Here is a 26624-nt window from a genome sequence, read left to right as displayed (position 1 = left end):
CCCGGAGGGGCGCGGGGAACTGCGCGACCGGCCACGACGCCCCCCGCAGACAAGCGACGGCAGGGCGCCGCAGAACCGGCGGAGCGACTAGTGGAACTGCTCCTCCTCGGTGGAGCCCGAGAGCGCGGTGGTGGAGGAGGCCGGGTTGACCGCGGTGGAGACCAGGTCGAAGTAGCCGGTGCCGACCTCGCGCTGGTGCCGGACGGCGGTGAAGCCGTACTCCTGGGCGGCGAACTCCCGCTCCTGGAGGTCCACGTACGCGGTCATGCCGTGCTCGGCGTAGCCGCGGGCGAGGTCGAACATCCCGTGGTTGAGGGAGTGGAACCCGGCCAGGGTGATGAACTGGAAGCGGTAGCCCATCGCGCCCAGCTCGCGCTGGAACTTGGCGATCTGGTCGTCGTCGAGCGCGGCCTTCCAGTTGAAGGACGGCGAGCAGTTGTACGCGAGCATCTGGTCCGGGTGGCGGGCGTGGATGGCCTCGGCGAACTCGCGGGCCTGGGCCAGGTCGGGCGTGCCGGTCTCGACCCAGAGCAGATCGGCGTACGGGGCGTAGGCGAGGCCGCGGGCGATGACGGCCGCCATGCCGTTGCGGACGCGGTAGAAGCCCTCGGCGGTGCGCTCGCCGGTGACGAACTCGGCGTCGCGTTCGTCGACGTCGCTGGTGAGCAGGTTGGCGGCGAGCGCGTCCGTGCGGGCGACGACGAGGGTGGGGACGTCGGCGATGTCGGCGGCGAGGCGTGCCGCGTTGAGGGTGCGGACGTGCTGGGCGGTGGGCACGAGGACCTTGCCGCCGAGGTGGCCGCACTTCTTCTCGGACGCGAGCTGGTCCTCGTAGTGGATGCCCGCGGCACCGGCGGCGATCATCGCCTTGGTCAGCTCGAAGGCGTTGAGCGGACCGCCGAAGCCCGCCTCGGCGTCGGCGACGACCGGCGCGAGCCAGTCGGTGGTGTCCGTGCCGCCCTCCGCGGTGGCGATCTGGTCGGCGCGCAGCAGCGCGTTGTTGATGCGCCGCACCACCTGCGGCACCGAGTTGGCGGGGTAGAGGCTCTGGTCCGGGTAGGTGTGACCGGCCTGGTTGGCGTCGGCGGCGACCTGCCAGCCGGACAGGTAGATGGCCTGGAGCCCGGCCCTGACCTGCTGGACGGCCTGGCCGCCGGTCAGCGCGCCGAGCGCGTGCACGTAGTCGCGCTCGTGCAGCTGGCGCCACAGCCGTTCGGCGCCGCGCCGGGCCAGGGTGTGTTCCTCGCGCACACTGCCGGAGAGCCGGATCACGTCCTCGGCGCTGTACGTGCGCTCGATGCCCCGCCACCTCGGGTCGGTGGCCCAGCGCCGCGCCAGCTCCTCGGCCGCCTGTGTCCTCGCCTCTGCCATGACTGTCACCGTCTCCTCGGTCTGTGGCGTCTGCCAATGCCGTGCCGTCCTCGGCCCGGTGCTGGCACTGCGTGTCTCATCAAGTGGTTTCAGAAGGTGCGGCCCGCCGTAACGCCGGTGGGGCGAAGGTGAGCAACGCTGCCGGTACGAGCGCCGCCGGTATTGGGAACTCCGCTGTCAGGGCGGTGAATTGAGCCCCGGTACCGACTGGCGCCTGCCGGGTCCGGCGGGCCGCAGGGAAACTCTGGCACTGGCACTGAGTGCCATCAATGCTGGAGCCCTGCCAAGTTCTGCGAATCTTCCCGCTCGGGATTGCCAAGCTTGCGAAGGGTGCGACGGGCGCCGTCTCGCCTACGCTGGCCCGGACTCGGTCTCGTACTCGGTCTCGTACTCGGACTCGGATCATCGGACTCGGACATCGGACCCGGAGGAGCGCGGTGAGCAAGACCTACGCGGGAGCGCGGCTGCGGCGGCTGCGCGAGGAACGGCGGCTGAGCCAGGCGGAGCTCGCGCGCGTCCTGGGCATCTCGCCGAGCTATCTGAACCAGATGGAGCACGACTCCCGCCCGCTGACCGTCCCCGTCCTGCTCCGGGTGACCGAGACCTTCGGCGTCGACCCGGGCTTCTTCTCCGAGCGCGACACGACCCGCCTGGTCGCGGACCTGCACGAGGCACTGACCGCGGAGATCGGCGCGTCCCGGGTCTCCACCTCCGACCTCGCCGAACTCGCCTCCCGCATGCCGGAGGTGGCGCGGGTGCTCCTCGACCTGGGCCGCCGCAACCAGCTCCTGTCCGAGCGCCTGGCCGGGGCCGCCGAAGGGCGCGACGAGGCCGCCGACGCGCCCCGCTCGCCCCACGAGGAGATCCGCGACTTCTTCTACCGCCGCCAGAACTACCTGCACGACACCGACCTCGCGGCCGAGCGCCTCGCCGAGGAGATCGGCATCCGGCCCGGGGAGGTCCTGCGGGCCCTGGCGGCACGTCTGTGCGACGCCCACGGCGTGCGTCTGTCGGGTGAGACCGGCGGGCACCTGCACCACTACGACGCGGCGACCCGCACCCTGCACCTCTCCACCCGGCTGCGGCCCGGCCAGCGCGCCTTCCGCATGGCCACCCAGCTCGCCCTGCTCGAATTCGGGGAGGGGCTCGACCGGCAGGCCGCCGACGACTTCACACCGGGCTCACCCGCCCACGCCCTGGCCCGGATCGGCATCGCCCACTACTTCGCCGCCGCCGTGGTCCTGCCGTACGCCGCCTTCCACGAGGCGGCCGAGGAGGTCCGCTACGACATCGAACGCCTCACCGACCGCTACGGCCTCGGCTACGAGACCGTCTGCCACCGGCTGAGCACCCTGCAACGGCCCCGCCTTCGCGGCGTCCCGTTCTCCTTCGTCCGCGTCGACCGCGCGGGCAACATGTCCAAGCGCCAGTCCGCCACCGCCTTCCACTTCTCCCGGGCCGGCGGCACGTGCCCGCTGTGGAACGTCTACGAGGCGTTCGCCGCGCCGGGCCGCATCCACGTCCAGCTCGCCGACATGCCCGACGGGCAGCGCTACTTGTGGACCGCCCGCGCGATCACCCGGCACCGCGGCGGCTGGGGCGAGCCCGGCAAGACGTACGCCATCGGCCTCGGCTGCGAGATCCGCCACGCCCGCCGCCTTGTCTACTCCGACGGCCTGGACCTGGACAGCGACACCGCGGCCACCCCCATCGGCATGGGCTGCCGCGTCTGCGAACGCCTCGACTGCCCCCAGCGCGCCGCGCCCCCGCTCGGCCGTGCCTTGCGCATCGACCAGCACAGCAGCACGTTCGTGCCGTATCCGGTGGCCGACGAGCAGCGCTGAACGCGGCGGCGCCACCCGGCGCCTGATGGTACGTCAGGAGGCCTCGCAGGGCTGCCCCGTGTGCAGTGCGGTGGCCGCCGTCGAGATGATGTCGTCGAGGCGGTTCCGGGTGTCCTTGAGGTCGTCGATCTGCCGGTCGATGCGGTCGCGCTCGCCCGCGAGCCATATGAGGAGCTCCTCGGACGCCTCGCCCGTGGCCACGCACGGCAGGAGCTCGCGGATCGACCTGCTCGGCAGTCCCGCGCGATACAGCTGCTGGATCCGGTGGACGCGGTCCACGGCGCGGGCCTCGTAGCGCCGTTGGCCGCTCGGGCTGCGCTCGGAGGCCAGCAGGCCCTGCTCCTCGTAGTACCGCAGTGATCGCACGCTCACGCCCGTGCGGGTCGCGAGTTCACCGATGCGCATGCCGCCTCCCCTGTGGTCTCTCTCACCTTGACCCTGACGTCCATGTCAGGTTTTAGCGTAGCCGACGAACGGGCCGGGAGCCCCGGCCCGCCCACCTCCGACCGAGAGGCACCACCATGACCAGCCTTTTCGAGGGATTCAGCCTCGGTGAACTCGCCCTGCCCAACCGGGTCGTGATGGCTCCCATGACCCGGGCGAGGGTCGGCGCGGACGGGCTGCCGACGGCGTCGACCGCCGCCTACTACGCGCGGCGCGCCACCGCGGGACTCATCATCACCGAAGGTGTCCAGCCGAGCCTGCTCGGCCAGTCGAACCCGAACACCCCCGGCCTGTACAACGAGGCGCAAGTGGCGGCCTGGCGGCCCGTCACCTCCGCCGTGCACACCAACGGCGGCCGCGTCTTCGCCCAGATCATGCACGGCGGACGCGTGGGGCACCCGGGCGTCGCCGGGCAGCACCCGGTGGGACCCTCGGCGGTCGCGCTGCGCGGCGAGGTCTATGTCGGATCCTTCGGGGCGGACGGCCGTCAACCCGCCCCGGTGCCGCGTGCCTTGTCGCTGAAGGAGGTCGGGGGAGAGGTGGCGGTGTACGCCGACGCGGCGCGCCGCGCCGTGTCCGCGGGCTTCGACGGCGTCGAACTGCACGGTGCGAACGGCTACTTGATCCAGCAGTTCCTGTCCTCCAACGCCAATCTCCGCACCGATGCCTACGGCGGCTCCGTCGCGGGCCGCATCCGCTTCGCCGTCGAGGCCGCCGAGGCGACCGCCGACGCCATCGGCGCCGAGCGCGTCGGCATCCGCCTTTCCCCCGGCGGCCGGGTCTGGGACGTCGTCGAGGACGATGTGCCGGGCCTGTACGCCGCGCTGTTCGACGCCCTCGCCCCGCTCGGCCTGGCCTACGTCCACGTCGTGGCCACCGGGTCCGACGACCTCCTCGTGGAGCTGCGCAAGAGCTGGCCCACCGCCTTCATCGCGAACCCCGGCGGTCAGATCGACGAGACGGTGGGGACCCGGGAGCACGGCGAGCACTGGCTGGCCCGGGGCGCGGACCTGGTCAGCTACGGCCGTGCCTACCTGGGCAACCCCGACCTCGTCGAGCGCTTCCGCACCGGTGCGGCGCTGCGCGCGGTCGACCGGGAACTGTGGTTCCAGGGCGGGGACTCCGGCTACGTCGACTGACGGTGTCCGGAGCCTGGTGCCCGGCGCCGGCGTGTCCCGCGGCGGACCCTCCCGCACGGCGGACGATCCTGCCCGCCGTGCGGGGATTTATCGGCATTCATCCATCTGCTAGAGCGCCGCCAGGCCCGAAACACAAGGTCGGCACGGCCTACCGATTCCGTACCCGGACGGGATATCCCTGGAGGTACAGCCGCCGGGCGGCACCTCTTCCCGAGCCCCCTTCCGCAAAGGAGCCCGTCGTGGACGCATGGTATGTGGACGACCGCTGCACCAACTGCGATGTCGCGCGGCAGTTCGCGCCCGACCTCATCGGCGAGGCCGAGGGGAAGTCGAGGATCCTGCGGCCGCCGCGCGACGAAGCGGAGAACCGGCGCTTACACGCCGCCGTCTTCGCCTGCCCCACCCGGTCGATCCGCCCGGTGTCCGGGCGGGCGGACCAGGCACTCGACCCCTTCCCGCTGGCCCTCGACGACCACGTCCTGATCTGCGGCCACAACTCGCCCCGCACCGCCGGGGCCAACTCCTACCTGCTCCGGCGGCCGTCCGGCACCGCCATGATGGTCGACACGCCCCGCTGGAGCCACGACCTGGCCCGGCGCTGCACGGCCGCAGGACCCGTCACCGACGTCCTGCTGACCCATCGCGACCATGCCGCGCACGGCCGCCAGTACGCCGACCACTTCGGCGCCCGGCTGTGGATCCACGAGGGCGACCTCGACGCGGCCCCGGACGCGGACCAGGTGATCCGCGGCCTCGAACCCGTGGAGATCGGCCCCGGGGTCACCGCCCACCCGCTGCCCGGCCACACCCGGGGCAGCGTGCTCTACCTCGCCGACGACCGGTACTGCTTCAGCGGCGACAGCGTCTACTGGTCGCGCACCACGGGCGACTTGGAGGTCGCGGAGAGCGTGACCTGGTACTCCATCGAGGAGTTGGCCGCCTCCCTGGCCCGGACCGCCGGACGCCTGCGGTTCGAGTGGGTGCTGCCGGGGCACGGGGACCGCCGCCGCCTCTCAGCCGACGAGATGTCCCGGCGGCTGCGCCTGCTGACCGAGCGCGTACGTCTGCTGCGGCCGCAGCCCGTCGACTTCACGGCCGTCCGCTGGTGAGAGCGGCTTCCGCCTCAGTGGCCGGTGGCGCTCCCCGCCCACACCGCGGGGATCCGGCCCGACCACGGGCTCGCCTGTTCCAGCTGCCCGGCCAGCCGGAAGAGGAGCCCTTCGCGCCCGTACCCGGCGGCGAACTGCATGCCGATCGGCAGCCCCGTACCGGCGTCGGCCGTCAGGGGCACGGACATGGCGGGCGTGCCCGCCACGTTGAACGGCATGGTGAACGGCGAGTGTTCGTTGAGCCGCGCCATCCAGCCGAGGCCGTCCAGTGCCTCCGCGCCCTCGTTGAAGGTGCCGAGCGGTGCGGGAAGCTCCGGCAAGGTCGGCGTCAGCAGGATGTCGTACGCGTCGAAGTGCCGTCCCAGGCTGCGGGCGACCTGGTTCCGCAGGGCGAAGGCGGCGGCGAACTGGGTGCCGCTGACGCGCTGCCCGTAGTGGTAGCCGGCGAGGGTCACCGGTTCGAGGGTCGAGGAGTCGACGGGTCGGCCGAGGGCGGCGGCGAGCCCGTCGACCAGGACCGTCAGATTCGCCGTGACCAGACGGGCGTTGGCCAGGATGAACTCCTCCCAGGCCGCTCCGAGGCCGACCGCCGCCTCCTCGACCTCGTGCCCCAGTGACTCCAGGAGCAGCACGGTGCGGGAGAGCGCGTCGGCCACCGGTGCGGTGGTGCGGCGACCGCCCCACGCCTGCGCGAGGACGCCGATCCGCAGCGCACCCGGGTCACGGGTGACTTCCTCCGCGTAGGGCCGGGGCGGCTCCGCCGCGAAGTAGGGGTCCCCCGGCTCCGGGCCGCGGATCTGGTCGAGCAGGACCGCGCTGTCGCGCACGGTGCGGCTGACGCCGCCGTGCACGACCAGGCCGTTGAACATCTCGTCGGCGTCCGGGCCCATGGAGACCCGGCCGCGGGTGGGCTTGAGGCCGAACAGGCCGTTGTGGGCGGCGGGTATGCGCAGTGAACCCGCCGCGTCGGTGGCGTGCGCCATCGGCACCGCGCCCGCGGCGACGGCCGCGCCCGCGCCTCCGCTGGAGCCGCCCGCGCCCAGCTCCGGGTTCCACGGGTTGCGGGTCGCGCCGTACAGCGCCGATTCGGTCGCGATGCTGTAGGCCAGCTCCGGCGTCGTACTCCTGCCGAACGTGACGAGCCCCGCGCGGCGGAAGCGCCGCATCAGTGAGGAGTCGGCCTCGGCGACGTGGCCCGCCGCGAGGCGGCTGCCCAGCTCCATCCGCCGTCCGGCCATGGGGACTCCGAGGTCCTTGATGAGGAAGGGCACCCCGGCCAGCGGTGCGTCGGGGCGGGGCTCGTCGTCGGTCGGCCAGGTCTCCACGATGGCGTTGATCCGCGGTTCGACCGCTTCGGCCGCCTCGCGGGCGGTCGCCTCCAGTTCGGCGGGGGTCACCTCGCCCGCGGCCACGAGGCCGACCGCGTCGTAGTTCACGTACTCGGAAACTCTCACTGTCGCTCCCAGCAGGTGGAACAGTACCGTTGAGTACCAAGCGATACCGATCGGTATCGTCTGGCACTGGTTGGTACCGTAGCAGGGCACGGGAACCTCACCACCGACCGGACGTCACGGAGCAGTCATGGCATCGACCGCCAGCAGGCCGGGCAGAGTGGCGAAGCTGCCGCCGCGCGAGCGCATCCTCGACGCGGCGGAGGAGCTCTTCCAGGGCGAGGGGATCCTGCGAGTGGGCGTGCAGGCGATCGCGGAGCGGGCCGGGACCACCAAGATGGCGATCTACCGGCACTTCGAGACCAAGGACGCGCTGGTCGCGGAGTGGCTGCGGATCCTCGCCGCCGACTACCGGGCCGCCTTCGACCGGGTCGAGGCCGAGCACCCGGACCGGCCGCGGGAGCAGATCCTGGGCTTGGCCCGCTTCATCGCCGAGGGGCTGCCGACGCTGTCGTACCGGGGCTGCCCGTTCATCAACTCCCTCGCGGAGCTGCCCGACCGCTCCCACCCCGCGCGGCAGGTGATCGAGGAGCACAAGGCCCACCAGCTGCGCCGACTGGTCGGCATGTGCGCGGCGGCCGGGCTCTCCGACCCCGAACAGGCTGCGGCGGAGATCACCTTCGTCCTGGAGGGCGCGCAGGTCAGCACGCAGAACGGCAGCGTCGACCAGGTGGGGGACCGGCTGCTGAGGATCATCGAGGGGATCGTGGGACGGTAGCCGCTGACGCGGGGACGGGCAGGAGGCTTCTCAGTCGTCGGCGCCCAGCAGGGCGAGGAAGGCGGCGGCCGCGGGGGTCGGGGTGGAGCGGTTTCGGACGAGGCGCTCCACGCGCACGGGCCCGTCGGTGATCGGCACGCTCCGCAGGCCGTGCAGTTCGGCCGCGAACGACGCGGGCAGCAGGGCCACGCCGAGGCCCTGGCGGACCATGCGGGACATCAGCTCGACCCCCGACACCTCGAAGGCCACCTCGCGGCGCAGGCCGGCCGCCGCGAAGGCCTGGTCGGACTGGGCGCGCGCGGCGCTGCCCTCGGCGAAGTCGACGAACACCTCGTCGGCGAGGAGGCGGAGGTCCACCTCCCGGTGCGCGGCCAGCGGATGGTCAGGGGCGACCACGGCGACGTGCCGCCCGTGGGCGAGTTCCCGGTCGTGGACGCCCTGCGTCCGGAAGCCGGGCGGCACGCCGATGAACGCCGCGTCCAACCGGCCCTCGCGCACCCGCTCGACGAGCTGATCGCTGGAACCGGCGCGCAGACTGATGCGCACCTGCGGGTAGCGCCGCCGGTAGTCCCGCAGCACCGCGGGGAGGTCCACCGCCGTCACCGTGGGGATCGCCCCCACGGTCAGAGTGCCCCGCACCTCGCCGGTGGCCGCCGCCACCTCCGCGCGGGCCCGCTCGGCCGCGTCCAGGGCCTGCCGCGCGGCGGGCAGGAAGGCCTCTCCCGCGGCGGTAAGCCGCACCCGGCGGCTGGTCCGCTCGAAGAGCCGGGCGCCCAATTCCTTCTCCAGGCGGGCCACTTGGTGGCTGAGCGCGGACTGGACGACGTGACACCGTTCGGCGGCCCGGGTGAAGCTGGCCGTCTCCGCCACCGCGAGGACGTAGCGCATCTGCTGAAGGTCCATGGATCCATCGTGAATCACGATGGATATCGATGACAATTATGTGTTGGACTGATGGGTACGGACCGGGTGATCATGAAGTCAACGGCGGACCACGGCCGTACGACTTCCGGCGCCCAGGCGCCCCCGACCTCGCGGAGACACCCCATGCGCGTGATCGCCCTCGACCACATCGTCCTCAACGTCGCCGACGTCGAGCGCTCGCTCGCCTTCTACACCGGACCGCTCGGTCTCGAACCGGTGCGGGTGGAGGAATGGCGGGCCGGCAAGGTCTCCTTCCCGTCCGTGCGGGTCAGCCCCGGCACCATCATCGACCTCTTCCCGGCGCGCGACACGGAGTCAGGGGCGGGCCGGAACGTCGACCACATCTGCCTGGCGGTCGAGCCGCTCGACTGGCAGGAGGTCATCGACTCCGGCGAGTTCACCGTGGTCGACGGCCCCGGCAAGCGCTTCGGCGCTCGCGGCACCGCCATCTCCCTCTACGTGCAGGACCCGGACGGCAACACCGTGGAACTGCGCTGGTACCCGCAGGACACCGACGCCTGAGCCCCCTGCCGGGCGCGGGACCTCCCCCGCGCGTCTCCTGCCTCCGCCCGAACTCCTGTTTCTGATCGGTGACATACGCGACGAGGCTGTGACGATCAGCCGTGCAACGTCCGGCGGCCGTGGCGGGTCGAACGGGGTGGACGTGCCGATCGGCACGCGAACAGCGGGAGTTGGGGGAGACAAATGAGCATGCGTACCCGAGGTGCCCTGGCCGCGACGACGGTCGGCATGTGCGTGGCGGCCACGGCCGGGGCCGTCGCGGCACCCGCCGTCGCGGCACCCGCCGCCGCGGCCCCGTCCGGCGGCGGGGAGCCGCGCTTCCTCACCTCCCGTGAGCTGCCGCCGCACCCCACGTCGGCGTGGCACGCGGGGCGGGTGACCGCGGGCCAGCCCGAGGCCCTGCCGGTGTGCGCGGGCGAGGCGCTGCCGTCGACGTCGGTGCACCGCACCTTCTGGACCGACCTCGACACCAACGCCGTCCAGGTGACCGTGGTGGAGCGGGACACGCGGCGGGCCAAGGAGTTCGCCGCGCTCCTGCGCGAGAAGCTGGACGGCTGCGCCGCACGCCTGGAGCGGGAGCACCCGGACGTCGAGGCGAAGCAGAAGTACTACGGCAAGCTGAACGTCGAGGAGGGCGTGCACGTCTACGGCCTGCACACCGCCTGGAACTGGGGGGCCTCGGACGCCAACCTGTTCGCGGTGGGCCGCGACGGGCGCACGGTGACGCTCGTCCGCTGGGGTCAGCTGGGCAAGCTGTCGGACGCACCGGTCAGCGGCTTCAAGGCCACCGCCAGGACGGCCGTGAACAAGCTCTACTGACCCCGCGTCCACGGCCCCCGTCGGTGACCTGCCGACGGGGGCCGACGCGCGTGACGCCGTCAGCTGTTGAGCGTGCGGGAGGGACTGGTGCCGTAGACGGACCGGTACTGCGCGGCGAAGCGGCCCGGGTGGGCGAAGCCCCAGCGCGCGGCGATGCCCGCGACGGTGGCCTCGCCCCGCGGCGGGGCGTTCAGCAGGTCGCGGTGCGCGTGCGCGAGCCGGGCCCGGCGCAGATAGGCCAGCGGGGTCGTGTCGAGGTGACGGCGGAAGGCGTACTGGAGGGTCCGGATCGTCACATGGGCGGCGGCGGCGATGTCGGCGACGGTGACGGGCCGGTCCGCGTGGTCGTCGATGTAGGCGATGGCGCGCCTCAGGGTGGTGGAGTGGGCGTCGGCGCGGTCCTGGCCGGTGGGGTCGGTGCTCGCGGTGTTGGGGAAGGCCGCGAGGACGCTCGCGGCCAGGAGCTGACTGCCGGCCGACACGATCAGGGGCTGCGCCGCGACGGCCGGGTCGGCCAGGACGTGGTCGCGCAGATGAACGATCGTCTTCTTGAGGTGGTCGGCCGCGGCGGGGGACGAGGGTCTGTGCCGGGTCAGCCGCACCGGCTCGTGCAGGGGTCTTCCCGCGGTGGCCGCGACCTGGTCGAGCAGACCGGGGTCGAGCATCGTGATGTTGTAGCGGGCGCTGCAGATGCGTCCCGCGTACGGCAGGTCCGGAGGCGCGAACATCACGACGTCGCCGGGCCCGAAGTCGTCCCGGACGCCGTGGAATCCGTGGTCCTGGATGGTGCCTTCGTGGACGACGCACAGGCAGATCCTGCCCAGCGGGGTCACGGAGTAGGACATGTCGAAGTTCAGGTCCAGCTCGTCCACGCTGACCGCCGGGGTGCTGTCGCGGTGGATGCGTGCGCGGCTGGACTCGGGCGTTCCGCTGCCGATGCGCATCTTGGCGTAGGCGCGGCAGAGGAAGTCCTCCGTCACCTCTAGGTCGTCGCTCTCGAACGTCAGCGAACTCACGGCGTCACCTTCTGGCGGGGAGCGGGCGGGGCGGGGCCCGCCTCGGGAACCGGGCTGCTCAGGCGACGTTACGTGGCCCGCGGAATGCCCGAGAGCGGTAGGACGGCGTTCGTTGCGCTTTCTGGACAGCCGACGCGGCAAGTGTTCGCTGCGCGTACTGTCACCGGCGCCGATCGCGGGCAGGTGTGGAGTGACCATCAAGGCTGTCTCACCAGGGAGTTCCGCTCGCGATGCCAGAAGACGAAGAAGGCGCAGGGCGGCTCGTCGCCCTCCAGGAGGAGGTCGCGCAGCTGCAGCGCGCGGTGGTCTCGCACGCGGTCGTCGACCAGGCCATCGGTGTCGTGATGGCCTGCGGCGGAATGTGCCCGGAGGCCGCCTGGGAACTGCTGCGGGAGGTTTCCCAGCACACCAACATCAAGCTGCGGGAGATCGCTGAGCACCTCGTGCGGTGGCCCCGCTGCGGAGAGTTGCCCGAGGAGGTGCGCCTCGCGATGTGCGCGGCGCTCAGGCGCCGCGAGGCGGCCGGAGTGGCCGGGGCGCGCGTCAGGGTGCGCGCGGGGCTGCGGGAGGAGCTGCGGGAAGGGCGGCGCAGACGCCTGCGGGAGACAACGAGCGCGTGCGCCCCGCGCTGATTCGCCCATGGTGCCCTCTCGGTGTTCTCCGGGCGCCGCCAAGGGCCCCTCCGGGCGCCGCTGAGTCCGGCGGCGCCCGGAGGGGCCTGAGGTCAGAGAGGCGAGTGGAGGGAGGCGCGGTCAGAGAGGTGAGCCGGGGTCGCCCGGTCGGATGCGGCCGCGCCAGGCGCCGCTCTCACCGGTGCGCTCGACGTGGTCCTTGAACCGGTGCAGGTCGCCCTTCACGCGCCGTTCGATGACACCCAGCGCGTCCGCGCCCTTCTCCGCGACACCGGTGGGCTCGACGTCCATGACCAGTTCCACCCGGGTCCGCATGGCGTCGAGCTGCCGGAAGCGCACCGTCCCTTGCTGGCGGGTGTCGCCCCCGATCGTCCGCCAGGTGATCCGGTCGTCCGGGAACTGATCGACGATCTCCGTGTCGAACTCGCGCCGCACACCGCCGATGCTCGTGGTCCAGTGGTTGTGCACGTCGTCGACCTGCCGGACCTCGTCGACGCCTTCCATGAACTTCGGGAACTCCTCGAACTGCGTCCATTGGTCGTACGCCGTGCGGATCGGCACCTGCACGTCCACGGTTTCCTTGATCGTGCTCATACAGTCCTCCTCTGTCTCTGTCTCTGTCTCTGTGAATGAACAGCTCTGTGAATCAGCTGGCTCTCTTCGGACGCGATGCCATAGGCGGGAACGGGCGGGGGAATTCCGTGCCGCCATCTCCACGTGATCGCGTCGCGACGGAACTCAGGAGCGAGGGGCGGCGACAGTCGCCGTGGCGGCCGGGCCCCTCGCACCCGCGCCAGCGGGACGAGAGCGGCGAAAGACGCCGTGGTCCGTCATCTCCAGAGCTGCGAGTTCCCCCGATGCCCGGCATTGACACAGGACCACTCGAGCCATTTCCCGATGCGCCCGCCGACACGCATGGGTTTACGGGGGAGAGGCACGGTTAGGCGCCTCGACACAGTTGTTGTCGATATACGGGAGTGAGCACTGAGGTGGGTGAACTTCAGGACAGCAAGGTCGCTGGACCGACCGAGGGCCGGGGAAGCGTGACCTCGTCCGCCCGGCCGACCGGCCGTGCGTCGGGCACCTGCGGCACCTCGGCACGCGCCCGTCCCACCTCGGGGCCGGGCTCCGCGAGCAGCGCGTCGGCGACGCCGAGCGCGTCGTCGACCCGGTTCACGCCGGTCATCACGCAGAGCGTGTAGCTCACGTCCTCCAGCGCACGACGGGTCGCCTCCGTCGGCGGCGCCGCGATCCGCAGGTCCGCGTAGCGGGCGAGCAGGACTCTCAGTGCCTTGGGATCCGGCATCAACACGGTGTCCACCCCTTCTTCTGATGTGCCCCGCGTCTACCCCGTCGGCATCGCTATATGTGGCCTTTGGCCTATTTCACATGTTATGTCGCACTAGGCGGGGGAAGGCGTGCCAGAGGGAGACGACGAGTCGGTCGTCCCCAGTACCCGTAGTTCCGGTATCGATGCCGCGGCCCGCGCCGGGGTGTCGGTGCCCGACCCTTGTGAGGAGCGCACCATGGCCCGTACCACCACCCCGCGCTACACCGTCCCCGGCATCAGCGTCGAGGACGGCGGCAAGCTCATCGCGGCGCTCGGCATGCGTCTGCACGCGCTGAACGATCTGCACCTCACGCTCAAGCACGTGCACTGGAACGTCGTCGGCCCGCACTTCATCGCCGTACACGAGATGCTGGATCCGCAGGTCGACCGCGTCCGCGCCATGGCCGACGACGTCGCGGAGCGCATCTCGGCCCTCGGCGGCGTGCCCCAGGGCACGCCGGGCACCCTGGTGACCGAGCGCACCTGGGACGACTACAGCATCGGCCGGGCCGACGCCATCGCCCACCTGGGCGCGCTCGACCTCGTGTACACCGGCGTGATCGAGGCCTACCGCACCGCCATCGACGAGGTCGGCAAGCTCGACCCGGCCACCGAGGACATCCTCATCGAACAGGTCCGTGACCTGGACCAGTTCCAGTGGTTCGTCCGGGCCCACCTGGAGAGCGCCCAGGGCACCCTCTCCACCGGCGGCAAGGCCACGGAGCGCGAGGCCGCGGAAGCCGCCCGGGAGAGCTGACCGCGCCCCGAGAACCGCGCGTACGAGAACCCGAACCAGCACCAGACGAACCAGCGCGAGACAAGCCGGCGCCAGACGTACCAGTACCAGACATACCAGCGTGAGAACCCGAAGCAGCACTTCATCAAGGAGAGGAGCCACCGTGCGCATCGCCTTTCTCACCGCGCCCGAAGGCGTGGAGCAGATCGAACTGACCGAGCCGTGGCGGGCCGTCGAGGCCGCAGGGGCCGAGCCCGTCCTGCTGTCGACCGAGCCGGGTCGCGTCCAGGGGTTCGACCACCTCGACAAGGCCGACTCCTTCCCGGTCGACCAGGTCGTGGCCGAGGCGTCCGCCGCAAACTTCGAGGCCCTGGTCCTGCCCGGCGGCGTCGCCAACCCCGACGCCCTGCGCCTGGACGAGCGGGCGGTGGCGTTCATCGAGGAGTTCTTCACCGCGGGCAAGCCCGTCGCGGCGATCTGTCACGCCCCGTGGACGCTCGTCGAGGCCGACGTGGTGCGCGGCCGCACCGTCACCTCCTGGCCCAGCCTGCGCACCGACATCCGCAACGCGGGTGGCACGTGGGTCGACGAGGAGGTGCGGGTGTGCACCGCGGGCCCCAACACCCTCGTCACCAGCCGCAAGCCGGACGACCTCCCGGCCTTCTGCCGCGCCCTGACCGACGCCCTGGGCAAGACCGGCGCCTGAGGGCCGAGCCCCCCGGCCCGACGGCGGCGGTCACGACCGTTGTCCGCGGGCCGTGCGGCGCCGTCGATCGATCGTTGTGCACGACGTGCGCGGGTCCGTTCATTTCCTGGGCGTTCGTGGTCCGTTTCCAGCGATTCGGGGCGCTTTCACTCCGGTTGCCCATGGTGTGGCCGGGGACGGCACACTGTGTGCCCCCGCCTGCGCGGGCGATGTGCGGGCGAGGGGGAGGAAGAACGTGGCCGTTGAGCAGTCCCGGGCGGGGAACCTGCCGGCAGCGAGGACGACGATGGTGGGCCGCGGGTCCGAACTGGCGGAGATCGGGAGGCTGTTCGCGGGCACGGCGCGCCTGGTGACCCTGACAGGGGTCGGTGGGGTGGGCAAGACCCGCCTCGCGCTTGAGGCCGCGGCCGAGTTGCAGCCACGGTTCCGGGACGGAGCGTGGGTGGTGGAACTGTCGTCGCTGCGCGAGGGCAGGTCGCTGCCGTACGCCATCGCCGAGGCGCTGCCCCTGGTGGACCAGAGCACCCGCCCGATGATCGACGTCCTGGCGGACTATCTGGCGGGCCGGGAGCTGCTGCTCGTCCTGGACACCTGTGAGCACCTGGTGGACGCCTGCTCGCTGGCCGCGCAGGCACTGGTGGAGGCCGCGCCCGGCCTCAGGATCCTGGCCACCAGCCGCCGCCGTCTGGAGGCGGGCGGCGAGGAGGTGCTCACGGTCGAGCCGCTGCCGGTCCCCGAGCCCGGCGATCCCACGGCGTCGCAGGCGGACGCGGTGGTGCTGCTGCGCGAGCGCGCCGCCCCGTGTCTGCCCGGCTTCAAGGACACCGACGCGGAACGGGCCGGGCTCGTCGGCCTGGCCCGGCGCCTGGACGGCCTCCCGCTGGCCATCGAACTGGCCGCGGCACGCCTGGGCGAACTGTCCGTCGGTGAGCTGACCGAGCGCCTGGACGACCGGTTCGCCGTCCTGGGGGAGACCGACGCGGTCGTGTACGAGGCCGAACCTCCCTGGCACCAGGCGATGCGGACCGCGATCGGCTGGAGCCATGAACTGTGCACCCCGGCCGAACGGCTGTTGTGGGCACGGCTCTCGGTGTTCGCGGGCACCTTCGACGCCGAGGCGGCCCGGCAGGTGTGCGCCGACACGCACCTGGCTGCCGAGCACGTCGGCGGCCTGCTGGTCGCCCTGGTGGAGAAGTCGATCCTCGTCCCGCAGCCCACAGGGGGCGCGGAGCGCTACCGCATGCTGGACACCCTGCGCGAATTCGGCGCCGACTGGCTGCGCGGTCTGGGCGAGGAGGCGGAGCTGCGCTGCCGGCACCGGATCCACTACCGGGCCCTGGCCCTGCGGGGCGATACCGCGTGGATGGGCCCCGACCAGGCCGCCTGGCACGAACGGATGGTCTGCGAACACGCCAACCTCCGTGCCGCGCTCGACTTCTGCCTGGGCGAGGGGGAGGACGCGTACACCGCCCTCGAACTGGCCGGGGCCCTGTGGTTCTACTGGCTGTGCTGCGGCGTCCTGCGCGAGGGGCGCCACTACCTCGACCGGGCCCTGTCCCTGGGGCCGCGGTCCGGCGCCGTGCGGAGCAAGGCGGTGTGGGCCTGCGGCGCGATCGCCCTGGGCCAGGTCGACCGTGCCGCGGCCGCACGCCTCGCGGGGGAGCTCCGGGCCCGCGCCGAGGAGGCGGCCGACCCGGCCATGCTGTGCGCCGCCGCGCACCTCGACGGCGGGCTCCTCACGCTGACCGGCCGTCCGGCCGAGGCCGCGACCGTCTTCGACGCGGTGCCCTATGCCGAGGAGCACGGCGGTGCGTACACCGGGGCGCGCTTCCTGGTGTGGGCGCTGCGGGTGTTCGTCCACACCAATCTGAGGGAGTTCGCGGAGGCCTGCGCGGTGGCGGACGCCCTGCGCGCGGCGTGTGTCGGGCGCGGCGAGCTGTGGGCCCGGGCCTTCGCCGACTACGTCCACGGGCAGGCGGCGTACGGCCTGGGCCGCTTCGCCGAGGCGGCCGCGCACGCCCGCACCGCCCTGGAGGGCAAGGCCCTGCTGCACGACAGCATCGGCATCGCCACGGCCGTCGACCTGCTGGCCTCGCTCGCCGCCACCGCGGGGCAGGGTGAGCGGGCGGCCCGGCTGCTCGGCATGGGCCAGCGGACCTGGGCCGACATCGGCCGGCCCCAGCTGGGCATCCCCGAGCTCATCGCGGCCCGCGAAGCCTGTGAACGCCGGGCCCGCGCGAGCGCCGGGGACGCCGCCTACGAGGCGGCCTTCCGCAAGGGCATGCGCGACAGCGGCGACGACGTCCTCACCTACGCCCTGCATCAGGCCTGATGGCCTCGGCGGTCCGCGCGCGGGCCCGCTCCTTGAGCGCGACGCGGGCCGCGGGGGTGCCCGCCGAGGTCTGCCAGAACGGGTGCGCGGCGATCAGCTGGGACAGCCGCAGCAGTCGGCGCCGGTGCGCAGCCGCGCCGGTCATGGGTACGTCGGCGAGCTGTCGGTAGGTGACGTACCAGGCTTCCTGGGTCTCCAGGAGATCAGTGGGGAAGGTGTGCCGGTCCATACCAGGATTAGATCGCATGTTCGATTTTAGAGGCAAAGGCGACACCCCCGGCGTTCTCGCGAGGCAGCCGTGTCGAGAACCCGTCCGCGGCTCCCTCCCAGGGGCGAACACGGCCACAATGGAGCCGTACCTCACCAAGGAGGACACCATGGCCAAGTACCTGTTGCTGAAGCACTACCGCGGCGCGCCGGCATCGGTGAACGACGTGCCGATGGATCAGTGGGAGCCGGAGGAGGTCTCGGCCCACCTGCGGTACATGAACGACTTCGCCGCCCGCCTTGAGAAGACCGGTGAGTTCGTCGACAGCCAGGCCCTCTCCCCGGAGGGCACGTTCGTCCGCTACGACGGCGAGGGGCGGCCGCCGGTCACCGACGGCCCGTTCGCGGAGACCAAGGACCTGATCGCCGGCTGGATGGTGATCGACGTCGAGACCTACGAGCGCGCGATCGAGCTGGCGGGCGAGCTGTCCGCGGCCCCGGGCGCGGGCGGGAAGCCGATCCACGAGTGGCTCGAGGTGCGCCCGTTCTACGGCGAGCACGGCACGGTCACCGAGTGAACGAGCCGCTGCTCCGGGAGCCGGCACCCGAGGCGATCGGCGTTCTCGCCCGCCGGGGCCGACTTCGCGGCGGCGTGAGGAGCGGGTCGAGGCCGAGCCCGCGCCGGGCCCCGGCGAGACGGTGGGCGACACGCTCCAGCTGTACTTCCTGTGCGCGCACCCGTCCCCGACCCCGGCATCGGCCGTCGCGCTCACGCTGCGCGCGGTCGGGGTACTGACCATGCGGCAGTTCGCGCGGGCCTACCTCGTGCCGGAGGCCCCGGGCGGCCCGGTCGGCTTCCACCCTCCCCGAACGCGACCACCACGCCCGCCAGGCGGCGCGGCTTAACGCGCGGCTGCGCGGCGAAGGCCGTCGGCGGTCGCTCACTTCCCCCGGACGGGCTTGTAGCGGGACGGCAGCGCGTACACGAACTCCCTCGGGTCGTTGTACGCCTCCTCCAGCATGGTGGGCGCTGTGGTACTCGGCGGTGTAGAGGTTCCGCTTCGGATCTGCTCGACGAAGGTGTCGTACTCGCCGTCCGTGCCCCAGGCGCTGACGGAGAGCTGACGTCGCCCCGGCCAGGGCCCCCTTGACCTTGACACCGTGACAAGGTCTTCACTGCTTGCCGAGGAGGTGGTCCCGATGACCATGACGGGGCAGGGCACGGAGGCCGCGCGGGTGCTCCGGGGGCTTGAGGACGGCCGGTCGTCCGTGCGGTTGCGGGCGGCCCTGGAGGCCGGGACGGCGCCCGATCAGCGCTTTGTCGACAAGTTGATTGAGCGGTGCGCGACCGAGCCCGAGTTCTTCGTGCGCGACATGCTGACGTGGGCACTCACCCGCCACCCGGTGTCCGTGACGCTCCCCGAGCTGCTGCGCGAAGTCCGCTCGAAGCGCGCGCAGGCACGGAGCCAGGCGCTGCACACGCTGTCCAAGATCGGGGATCGGCAGGCGTGGCCAGCGATCACGCGGGCGCTGTTGTGCGACGCCGACGACGACGTGGCGCGGAGCGCCTGGCGGACCGCGGTCGTGCTCGTGCCGCACGGCGAGGAGCCCGCCCTGGCCGCGGTCCTCGCGACGCAGCTCGGCCGCGGCGAGCGGGAGACCCAGCTGAGCCTCAGCCGGGCCCTCGTCGCGCTGGGTGACGCCGTCCTGCCGGTGCTGCGTCCGGCGACAACGGCGCCTGACCTGCGCGTACGTACGCATGCGCTCGCCACCCAGCGGCTCCTGCGCGACCCGGACGCCGGGTTCGAGTTCGCGATCGAGGAGGCGAAGCGCATCCTGGCCCTCGGTGGTTCCGGCTAGGAAGGACGACAGGACGTGTTGATCGGCGAGGTGGCGCGACGCTCCGGGGTGAGTGCCCGCATGCTCAGGCACTACGAGTCGCTCGGCCTGGTACGGCCGTCGGGCCGTACGGGCTCCGGCTATCGGGAGTACTCCGGCGACGACATCCGGCGGATCTTCCACATCGAGAGCCTGCGGTCGCTGGGCCTCTCGCTGCGGGAGATCGGGCGCGCGCTCGACGACCCCGGCTTCGCGCCCTCGGCGCTCGTCGACGACCTCATCCGCCGCACGTGCGAACGCATCGCGGCCGAGACCGAACTGCTCACGCGGCTGCGCCGGATCGACGCCGCGGAACCCGCCGCCTGGCAGGACGTCCTCCAAGTCGTCGTCCTCCTCCAGGCGCTCGGATCGAAGAGCGCCGACACGCGCCAGCGCGCGGCCCTCTCCTCCGTCGACGAGGTCCCGGTGCCGGTGGAGGCCCTGGTCGAGGCGGTGCTGAGCGAGACGGACACGAACGTCGCCGGAGCACTTCGATGGGCCCTCGCGCGGTCGGGCGACGGCGGCCCGGCACTGCTCGCGGAGGGCCTCGGCTCGCCGGTGGCAGCGGTGCGGGAACGTGCCGTGAAGGCCCTCGCCGACATGCCCGGCGACGAGGCCGCCGCTCGGCTGCGGGACGCCCTCGCGGACCCCGATGCCACGGTCCGCGGCCACGCGGCCCTCGCGCTCGGGACCCGCGGAGCCGCCGACGCGGTCCCGACGCTCCTCGACATGATCGTGGCAGGCAGGAACGACACCGACGCGGCCGATGCCCTCGGCCTCCTGGCGAGCGACACCGCGACGGCGGACCGCATCGCCACCGGACTCGTCGACCGCCTCGCCCACGACACCACCGGGGCCCCCGCACGCGGGCGCCTGACCCAGGCCCTGGCCGACATCCCGGGGACCACGGCGTCACACGCCCTGGTGGAGCTGTCGCAGGACGAAGACCGCGCCGTCGCGCTGACCGCGACGTACCTTCTCAGGCTGCGCGAAGCACGGCTGGACTGATCGGAGCGGCACGGCCGCTCACGGCGGATCCGGCACGGTCACCGCCGAAGCCGACGGGGGTCTCACAGCCGTCGGACGCGCAGTACGGCCGTCCGCATCGGGAGGGTGAACTCGCCGTGCGCGGTCTCCGGGCACCCGGCGAGGAAGCTCCGGATCCGCGCCAGCACGGCCTGTCGTCGCGGTTCCGGCATGACCAGCATGCCCGCGCGCGTCGCGAGGGTGGAGACGAGCGAGTCGGCGGTGCGGCGCTGCCCGTGCGCGAACTCGGCCTGCTCCGGGCCGCCGAACCGGGCGGGCCCGGGCGTCTTCGGCAGATGCATGTCGGCTGTCTCGGCGCGCCAGGCGGCAGGCGTGTCGCGTGGGCCGATGGCCGCGCTCCCGCTGACCCGGGCGAGCCCGGCAACCCACTCGACCCCGTCGTCCACGACGTTCCACAGCCCGGCCAGGACGCCGCCCGGCGCGAGGACCCTGGCGATCTCGGGGCCCGCGACGGCCATGTCGAACCAGTGCATGGCGTTGCCCGCCAGCACGGCGTCGACGGACGCGTCCGGCAGCGGGATCGCCTCGGCGCCCCCCGGCAGCGCCCGGACGCCCGGCAGCGAGCGGCGCAGCTCGGTCAGCATCGCGGCGTCGGGCTCGACCGCGGTGACGTCGGCGCCCAGCGCGACCAGCGTGGCGGTCAGCTTGCCGGTCCCGGCGCCGAGGTCGAGCACGCGCGGGCCGGGCGCGGTCCCGAGCGCCCACCGCACCGCACCGTGCGCGTAGTCCGGACGGTGCTCGGCGTAGGCGACCGCCGCCGCGCCGAACGACGAGGAATGAAGGAGCCGTTCACTCTGATCCATCCACCGACGCTACCGACGCCGCCGCCGGCCGACCACCCCGCCCCACTACTTCGGTGACGGCCACCAGGGCCGCTGTCGGCACCGTCACCGACGCCTCCCGGCCCGCTCCAATGGCCCAGCGCGCCATGCGCCTCTCGCCCGTCGGCGCGGACGCTGGGGGCATGAGCCCACAGGAGCCAGGCCCTCGACCCGCGGAACTCAGGATCGCCCTGGCCATGCGGGGCGGAGTGAGCCTCGCCGTGTGGATGGGCGGGTCGTGCTGCGAGGTCGCAGCGCTGCGCAAGAAGGCCGGGGTCTACGGCCCGCTGCTGAGCCGGTGCCGGTACACGGACGTCACCGTCGACGTACTGGCCGGGACGAGCGCGGGCGGTCTCAACGGCGTGCTGCTCTCCTGCCACCTGCTCTACGGAATGCCGTTCGAAGCGGGCGTGCGGAACCTGTGGCTGAACCTCGGCGACCTGGAGTCCCTGCTCCGCGGCACCCCCCGCCCCAACCGGGTCCCGGATTCCCTGCTGCGCGGCGACGAGGCCTTCTACGCGCGGCTGCGCCTCGGCCTCGACGAACTCATGGAGCACTGCGACCCGCCGGCCGAGCGCCCTGCTTCGCTGCGACTGATCCTGACGGCGACGCGGTTGCGCCCGCGGCCCGACTGGGTACGGCCCACCCTGGGCCAGCCGCTTCTGACGGGCCGGTCGCGGGCCTACTTCCGGTTCCGGCACCGCAGCCCCGCGGGGGTCCCGACGCCGTCCCTCACCGACTTCCCCGCGGACCCCGAGGAGCGGAAGGAAGCGCTCAACAGGCTGGCCTACGCGGCCCGCGCCACCTCCTCCTTCCCCGGCGCGTTCGAACCGGCCCAGCCTGTCGTCGACGCGCCACCGACGCAGGCGACCGACCCGCCCCGGCCCCCGAACCTGTGGGGCGTCAGCAGCGAGACGGGCTCCCCGGACCCCGCGTCCGGCGGGACGGTGGAGCTGGTCGACGGCGGGCTCCTGGACAACATCCCCGTGGCGTGGGCGGTCCGGGCCATCGCCGGATCCCCGGCGGACCAGGGAGTCGACCGGTGGCTGCTGTTCCTCCAGCCGGTCCCGCCGTACGCGGACGCACCGGTGGCCGAGGCCGGGCGCCGCGGGGTCACCCGCCTGTTGCGGCTCGCCAGGAAGTCACTGGGGATCAAGGCGGGGACCGAGTCCCTGCTGGACGACGTCACCGAGTTCCAGGGCGCCGAGGACATCGACGAACGGCACAAGGGTCTTGTCGGCGTGCTCCCGGCCGAACCGGCCTCCTGCGCGCACGCCGCCACGCGCCGTTGGTCCGCGTACCTCACCGGGGTCGGTGACGCCGAGGCCCGTCGAGTGAGCCTGCTGCTCCAGGACCCCACCAAGATCACGGGCCCCGACCCGCTGCCGCTGCCCTCGGGCCCCGGACCGCTGGATTTCCTGGACGAGCGCCTTCCGGACGGCTCGGCGCCGTTCCTCGCCGCCTTGTGCCGCACGGGAGAGCACTGGGTGCCGCCGCGCGAGACGTCGTGGGAGGACCTGCCTGCCACGGGCCGGTCGCCGATGATGGCGGCACGCGCCGTACGACTGCTCCTCGACTGGCTCCGTGCCTTCGAAGCCCAAGCCTACGAAGACCGCCCCGGCACGACCCGGGACGGTCCGGCCACGGCCGAGGAGAGTCCGTGCGCGGCCATGCCGCCGGAGCTGCCGGAGCTGCGGAAGAGGCTGTACGCACACCGGCTCGCGGTCGCCACGCTCATCGCCGCCCGGGACCGTACGATCCTGCACGAGTTCGGCGTCGGACTCGCCCACCGGACCAACGACCCTCTCGAACTCAAGCGGAGGGCCACCCTCAGGCTGGAGCGTCTGCTCCCCGGCCGGACGGACCACGGATGGGAAGCCTGGGCCTCCGACCTCGCGGCCGCGGTGACCACGGACGCCGTCGTTCCCTACGCGCGCCCCGCACCGCGGACGGCGTCGTCGTACCGGACACTCTGCGCGAGCTTGTTCGAGAGCCTGGCCGAACTGGGACGCGACATGGGTCCTGTGCTGACCCGCGGGGCGGCCGACGGCTGCCGAAGCACGACCGTGCCGGGCTTCCAGGCCCTTCACAAGGCGGCCGTCGGCGCGCGCGGGGACATGAGGAAGGTCCTGGCAGCCGCCGAAGTGCTGCTGGGGCCGCTGCGCCCCGACCCCCTGGCCGAACCGACACACATCAACTTCCACACCGTGTCCGCCGCCAACACGAGCTGGGCCACCGAGTACCTGGCGCCCGCGACGGGCGGGACGGCCACGCTCAGAGGGATGGTCGAGGGAAAGCTCAGCGGCAACCAGCTGAACAACTTCTCGGCGTTCCTCAGCGCGCGCTGGCGCATCAGCGACTGGACCTGGGGACGCCTCGACGGGGCGGCCTCCTTGGTGAAGATCGTGGCCACCGACGACCGTCTGAGGACCGCCTTCGGAGATCCGGACGACGGACTCATGGACAGAGTGGTCTCCGCGCTCGCGCCGTCCGTCGACTGGCTGCCGGGGCAGTTGGGCGACACCACGAGGGGCACCTCCCCCCTCACGCCGTACACGGCGCTGGCCGGACTCTGGGAGAACACACCCGCCGGTACGGGTCCGTGGGACCGGGTGCGGCACTTGCTCGTCGAGCTTCGCCAGCGGGAGATCCTCAAGGAGGAACTCCCCGTCGTCGCCGCGCTGCGCAAGCAGCCAGGAGGCGGCAACCCGCCCGCGGTACCGGCGAAGACGCCGCCGGTCGCCTTCGACACCGCCTTCCGGGAGTTCCGCCGCATCGGCGAGGAGACCGTGCCCGAGCTGCTCCGCGCGCACGACCCCCGACGGGCGGCGGTCCGCCTCGGCCTCCTTGCCTGGCCTGCGCTCGAGCCCAGCGGAAACCGGTGGAAGGCCTTTCTCGGGCGGGGCGTGATGTGGGCGCTCAAGCCGTTCGTCTGGCTGCCGGTCGTCCTCGCGGTCCTCGCGCCCCTCCTCGCGGCGTGTGCGGGCTCGCTGATGTGGGTGGGTGTCGCGTTCTCCACGCAGAGGTGGTTCTCACCGCCCGGCCATCTCGTCCTCGCCCTCTGCGTCGCCCCCGCAACGGTGGTTGGATTCCTCATCCGCTCACAGGGCGTGCGCTGGCGCTCGCGCCTGCCCCGCGTCCTGGGGTGGCTGGGCCTTGCCCTGCTTCCCGCCGTTGTCCTGACCACCGTTCTGTGCCTCGTACTCGGCAAGGGACCGGGGCATGTCGCCGGCGACGTATCGGAGTTGACGCGGCAGCTGATCGTGGGTGCCACGATGCTGGCCGCCGCGTCCGCCCTCCTCTGGGCCGGTGTTCAGGGCCGGGTGCACGCGGTGTGTCTGCTGCTCGTCGCGGTGGCGGCGGGCGGGGCGGCCTTCCTGCTACAGGCCTGGGCGGACGGAGAGGGCGCGTGGCCGACGCTGCTCATCCTGTACGCCGTGCTGACCGCGGTGTCGCTCGCCCTCAACTGGCTCCGGCCCAGGACGGCGTCATGACGTCCCGCAGTACTCGGCGTCGACGATCTTCGGCATGTGCGAAGTCTCCCAGTCGCCGTTGTAGTTGTAGGCGAGCTGATGGCGGCCGTCCTCCGTGGACACGGCCATGGAGAGCCAGCCGATCATGCCGCCGCCGTGGCCCCACAGGGTCGTGCCGCAGCCCGTCCTGAGGCGTGAGATGCCGAGCCCGTACCTCGTCGAGGATCCGGGGACGGCGACGGTGGTCTTCATCGCCTTCAGCTGCTTCGGGGGCAGGAGCTTGCCGCGCAGCAGGGCGCTGTAGAAGCGGGTGAGGTCGCCCGCGGTGGAGATGATGTCGCCGTCGGCCCAGCCCTGCGACCCGTTCATCTCGGTGATGTCGTCGATCCGGTCGGGGGACGACCTGAACAGCTTGGAGTAGCCGCGGCTGCTGGGGCGGGGCAGGTGGATGCTGTTGCCCGGGTTGGAGGTGTGCTTCAGGCCCAGCGGCCCGATGATGCGGTCGCGGACCTCCTTCTCGTACGTCCTCTTGCCGGCCTTCTCGACGATCAGCCCGGCCAGGACGTAGTTGGTGTTGGAGTACGAGTGCTTCGCGCCGGGCTCGAACAGGGGCTGGTGGGACAGCGCCACCCGCACGTGCTTCTTGGGCGGCAGGGTGTCGTAGCGGTGCTTGAGGTAGCCGTCGCCTTCCATGTACGTGCGGCTGTACTCGGGGTCGGCCAGGTAGTCGAACAGGCCGCTGGTGTGGTTGAGCAGCTGCCGGACGGTGATCTTGTTGCCGTCGTTGCCGTTGCCGCGTACGAGGCCGGGAAGATGGTGCTCCACGGTGTCGTCGAGGTCGAGTCTTCCCTCGGACTCCAGTTGGAGCAGGACGGTCGCCACGAACGTCTTGGTGATGCTGCCGACGCGGAACTTGTCGTTCTTGCCGCGCGGCGCGCCCGACGTCAGGTCGCCGACGCCCGAGGCGGCCTTCCAGACGCCGTCGCCGTCGCGTGCCTGGGCGGTGATGCCGGGGATGCCCGCCCGCACGGCCGCGTCCATCGCGCGCTGCGTGGCCCGGTGCCCGGACGGCGCGTCCGACGCCGCCCCGGCGGGTGCCACGAACGCGGTGGCCGCCAGCGCCGCCGCCGCGACCCCCACCACGCCTGCCTTCGTGCTCTTCCGTAACGCCATTCCGTACTCCTCACGATCGTCGCTTGTGTACCGAGACCGCGGACAGTGCCGGAGGGGTTGAGTGGAATCCGGTGAACAGTGGGGTGTGCGGAAGTACGGCCTACTGGCCGGTCCGCGGGCGCACGTGCAGGTCGAGCCCGCTCGTCCCCGCCGCCTCGACGCCGGGAAGGAGCCGCATGTCGTGGTCGTAGTCACCGCCGACCAGGGTCCGGAAGGGGACCGGCTCGTCCGTGAAGAGCCCGTCGAGTCGCTGCCCGTAGGCCTGTCGGACCGCGGCGAACCGCTCGTCGGACAGGGCGTTCGAGCCGTACACCGCGAACGGGTCGAGCGGCCGGACGCCGGTGAACCAGAACAGGCCGTGCTGCAAGGGATGGAGGACGTCCTCGACGCGCCCGTGGATGCCCCGGTCGGAGAACGAGGTCGCGCGGGCCCCGGCCGTCACCGACAACAGGGCGCGCCGACCCGCGAGCGGGCCCTCGCTGTAAGGCGGTGCCACCTTGGGCCCGTAGGCGAACCCAGCGGTGAACACCCGGTCGATCCAGCCCTTCAGGATCGCGGGCGCCGAGAACCACCACATCGGGAACTGCAGGACCACCGCGTCCGACCACAGCAGCTTCTCCTGCTCCGCCACGACGTCCGCGGACAGGCGGCCCGCGAGGGTGGCCCGCTCGGAGACGTCCATGACGTGGAGGCGCTCGCCCAGGCCGTGCTCCGGGAAGTCGTCGGCGTCGACGGTCGCCTTCCACTTCATCGCGTACAGGTCCGACACCCGCACCTCGTGGCCCGCGGCGCGCAGGTGCTCGACCGCGAAGGAGGTGAGGGACGCGTTGAGGGACCGCGGCTCCGGGTGGGCGCTGACGACGAGGACCTTCTTGGGCTGCTGCGGGGTGATCGTGTTCATGCCTCTACGTTCGTACGGACCGTCGCGGGCA

The 26624-nt window shown here is 72.4% G+C and carries 25 protein-coding genes and 1 pseudogene; 15 read left to right on the top strand and 11 right to left on the bottom strand.

Going from position 1 to position 26624, the window contains the following annotated elements; genetic code table 11:
• Positions 1–87: 87 nt before the first annotated feature.
• Positions 88–1371 carry an isocitrate lyase gene (gene aceA, locus CP982_RS04350; protein WP_150509249.1) on the bottom strand — a complete coding sequence of 428 codons (1284 nt, stop codon included), beginning with the start codon at positions 1369–1371 and terminating at the stop codon, positions 88–90.
• Between the two features lie 437 nt (positions 1372–1808).
• On the opposite strand from aceA, the gene CP982_RS04345 reads away from it, so the two are divergent.
• Positions 1809–3215, top strand: coding sequence for a short-chain fatty acyl-CoA regulator family protein (locus tag CP982_RS04345; protein WP_150509247.1), 1407 nt, complete (start codon positions 1809–1811; stop codon positions 3213–3215).
• Between the two features lie 33 nt (positions 3216–3248).
• Here CP982_RS04345 and CP982_RS04340 read toward each other — a convergent pair whose 3' ends face one another.
• The gene (locus CP982_RS04340) at positions 3249–3620 is read right to left on the bottom strand and encodes a MerR family transcriptional regulator (RefSeq protein ID WP_150509246.1); all 372 of its coding nucleotides are present in this window, start codon (positions 3618–3620) and stop codon (positions 3249–3251) included.
• 116 nt (positions 3621–3736) lie between these two features.
• On the opposite strand from CP982_RS04340, the gene CP982_RS04335 reads away from it, so the two are divergent.
• On the top strand, positions 3737–4798 hold the full coding sequence (locus tag CP982_RS04335) for an alkene reductase (RefSeq protein WP_150509245.1): 1062 nt from the start codon (positions 3737–3739) through the stop codon (positions 4796–4798).
• A 239-nt stretch (positions 4799–5037) separates the two neighbouring features.
• Complete coding sequence (locus tag CP982_RS04330) at positions 5038–5907, top strand: MBL fold metallo-hydrolase (protein ID WP_150509244.1); 870 nt, start codon at positions 5038–5040, stop codon at positions 5905–5907.
• Positions 5908–5921: 14 nt separating this feature from the next.
• On the opposite strand, the gene CP982_RS04325 is transcribed toward CP982_RS04330, so the two are convergent.
• Positions 5922–7361 (bottom strand): amidase, encoded by a 1440-nt coding sequence (locus tag CP982_RS04325; RefSeq protein WP_150509243.1) that lies wholly within the window; start codon positions 7359–7361, stop codon positions 5922–5924.
• A gap of 127 nt (positions 7362–7488) precedes the next feature.
• Here CP982_RS04325 and CP982_RS04320 point away from each other — a divergent pair, with 127 nt between their 5' ends.
• Positions 7489–8076: a TetR/AcrR family transcriptional regulator gene (locus tag CP982_RS04320; protein WP_150509242.1), complete on the top strand. Its 588-nt coding sequence runs from the start codon at positions 7489–7491 to the stop codon at positions 8074–8076.
• A gap of 30 nt (positions 8077–8106) precedes the next feature.
• Here the strand turns inward: CP982_RS04320 and CP982_RS04315 are convergent, their stop codons facing one another.
• Positions 8107–8979 carry a LysR family transcriptional regulator gene (locus CP982_RS04315; RefSeq protein ID WP_150509241.1) on the bottom strand — a complete coding sequence of 291 codons (873 nt, stop codon included), beginning with the start codon at positions 8977–8979 and terminating at the stop codon, positions 8107–8109.
• A 144-nt stretch (positions 8980–9123) separates the two neighbouring features.
• On the opposite strand from CP982_RS04315, the gene CP982_RS04310 reads away from it, so the two are divergent.
• Positions 9124–9522, top strand: a complete 399-nt coding sequence (locus tag CP982_RS04310) for a VOC family protein (RefSeq protein ID WP_150509240.1) — start codon at positions 9124–9126, stop codon at positions 9520–9522.
• 183 nt (positions 9523–9705) lie between these two features.
• A complete protein-coding gene (locus CP982_RS04305; protein ID WP_184924738.1) occupies positions 9706–10341 on the top strand; it encodes a hypothetical protein in 636 nt (211 codons plus the stop codon).
• 59 nt (positions 10342–10400) lie between these two features.
• Here the strand turns inward: CP982_RS04305 and CP982_RS04300 are convergent, their stop codons facing one another.
• A complete protein-coding gene (locus CP982_RS04300) occupies positions 10401–11357 on the bottom strand; it encodes an AraC family transcriptional regulator (RefSeq protein WP_150509239.1) in 957 nt (318 codons plus the stop codon).
• Between the two features lie 230 nt (positions 11358–11587).
• On the opposite strand from CP982_RS04300, the gene CP982_RS04295 reads away from it, so the two are divergent.
• Positions 11588–11989: an ANTAR domain-containing protein gene (locus CP982_RS04295; RefSeq protein WP_150509238.1), complete on the top strand. Its 402-nt coding sequence runs from the start codon at positions 11588–11590 to the stop codon at positions 11987–11989.
• 120 nt (positions 11990–12109) lie between these two features.
• Here the strand turns inward: CP982_RS04295 and CP982_RS04290 are convergent, their stop codons facing one another.
• Both CP982_RS04290 and CP982_RS04285 read right to left on the bottom strand, forming a co-directional pair.
• Positions 12110–12583 carry an SRPBCC family protein gene (locus CP982_RS04290; protein WP_144001379.1) on the bottom strand — a complete coding sequence of 158 codons (474 nt, stop codon included), beginning with the start codon at positions 12581–12583 and terminating at the stop codon, positions 12110–12112.
• A gap of 406 nt (positions 12584–12989) precedes the next feature.
• Positions 12990–13310, bottom strand: a complete 321-nt coding sequence (locus CP982_RS04285; RefSeq protein ID WP_308294296.1) for a DUF5133 domain-containing protein — start codon at positions 13308–13310, stop codon at positions 12990–12992.
• A 205-nt stretch (positions 13311–13515) separates the two neighbouring features.
• Here CP982_RS04285 and CP982_RS04280 point away from each other — a divergent pair, with 205 nt between their 5' ends.
• From CP982_RS04280 to CP982_RS04270, 3 genes are all read left to right on the top strand, one after another.
• Positions 13516–14076 (top strand): Dps family protein, encoded by a 561-nt coding sequence (locus tag CP982_RS04280; protein WP_150509237.1) that lies wholly within the window; start codon positions 13516–13518, stop codon positions 14074–14076.
• A 142-nt stretch (positions 14077–14218) separates the two neighbouring features.
• The gene (locus CP982_RS04275; RefSeq protein WP_150509236.1) at positions 14219–14761 is read left to right on the top strand and encodes a type 1 glutamine amidotransferase domain-containing protein; all 543 of its coding nucleotides are present in this window, start codon (positions 14219–14221) and stop codon (positions 14759–14761) included.
• Between the two features lie 235 nt (positions 14762–14996).
• Positions 14997–17093: an ATP-binding protein gene (locus CP982_RS04270; RefSeq protein ID WP_150509235.1), complete on the top strand. Its 2097-nt coding sequence runs from the start codon at positions 14997–14999 to the stop codon at positions 17091–17093.
• On the opposite strand, the gene CP982_RS04265 is transcribed toward CP982_RS04270, so the two are convergent.
• Positions 17068–17322 (bottom strand): hypothetical protein, encoded by a 255-nt coding sequence (locus CP982_RS04265; protein ID WP_150509234.1) that lies wholly within the window; start codon positions 17320–17322, stop codon positions 17068–17070. The two genes, CP982_RS04270 and CP982_RS04265, sit on opposite strands and share 26 nt — an antisense overlap.
• 148 nt (positions 17323–17470) lie before the next feature.
• Here CP982_RS04265 and CP982_RS04260 point away from each other — a divergent pair, with 148 nt between their 5' ends.
• From CP982_RS04260 to CP982_RS04245, 4 genes and pseudogenes are all read left to right on the top strand, one after another.
• Positions 17471–17878 carry a YciI family protein gene (locus CP982_RS04260; RefSeq protein ID WP_150509233.1) on the top strand — a complete coding sequence of 136 codons (408 nt, stop codon included), beginning with the start codon at positions 17471–17473 and terminating at the stop codon, positions 17876–17878.
• A 67-nt stretch (positions 17879–17945) separates the two neighbouring features.
• Positions 17946–18137: pseudogene (locus tag CP982_RS42400) on the top strand (RNA polymerase subunit sigma-24); the annotation flags it as partial.
• 363 nt (positions 18138–18500) lie between these two features.
• Positions 18501–19160: a HEAT repeat domain-containing protein gene (locus tag CP982_RS04250; protein WP_150515302.1), complete on the top strand. Its 660-nt coding sequence runs from the start codon at positions 18501–18503 to the stop codon at positions 19158–19160.
• A 15-nt stretch (positions 19161–19175) separates the two neighbouring features.
• Entirely contained in the window at positions 19176–20186 is a 1011-nt protein-coding gene (locus CP982_RS04245; protein WP_150509232.1) for a MerR family transcriptional regulator, read from the top strand.
• 62 nt (positions 20187–20248) lie between these two features.
• Here the strand turns inward: CP982_RS04245 and CP982_RS04240 are convergent, their stop codons facing one another.
• Complete coding sequence (locus tag CP982_RS04240; protein ID WP_150509231.1) at positions 20249–21028, bottom strand: class I SAM-dependent methyltransferase; 780 nt, start codon at positions 21026–21028, stop codon at positions 20249–20251.
• A gap of 161 nt (positions 21029–21189) precedes the next feature.
• Here CP982_RS04240 and CP982_RS04235 point away from each other — a divergent pair, with 161 nt between their 5' ends.
• Positions 21190–24540 (top strand): DUF3376 domain-containing protein, encoded by a 3351-nt coding sequence (locus tag CP982_RS04235; RefSeq protein WP_170316353.1) that lies wholly within the window; start codon positions 21190–21192, stop codon positions 24538–24540.
• Here CP982_RS04235 and CP982_RS04230 read toward each other — a convergent pair.
• Together CP982_RS04230 and CP982_RS04225 are read right to left on the bottom strand one after the other, a co-directional pair.
• Positions 24535–25692, bottom strand: a complete 1158-nt coding sequence (locus CP982_RS04230; RefSeq protein ID WP_150509229.1) for a serine hydrolase domain-containing protein — start codon at positions 25690–25692, stop codon at positions 24535–24537. The two genes, CP982_RS04235 and CP982_RS04230, sit on opposite strands and share 6 nt — an antisense overlap.
• A gap of 100 nt (positions 25693–25792) precedes the next feature.
• Complete coding sequence (locus CP982_RS04225; protein ID WP_150509228.1) at positions 25793–26593, bottom strand: NAD(P)H-dependent oxidoreductase; 801 nt, start codon at positions 26591–26593, stop codon at positions 25793–25795.
• Positions 26594–26624: the final 31 nt, after the last annotated feature.

The organism is Streptomyces spectabilis (genome assembly GCF_008704795.1).
GTDB classification, from domain to species: domain Bacteria; phylum Actinomycetota; class Actinomycetes; order Streptomycetales; family Streptomycetaceae; genus Streptomyces; species Streptomyces spectabilis.
The sequence above is the reverse complement of the archived record's forward strand: the minus strand, read 5'-3'. Positions and strand labels throughout refer to the sequence as shown.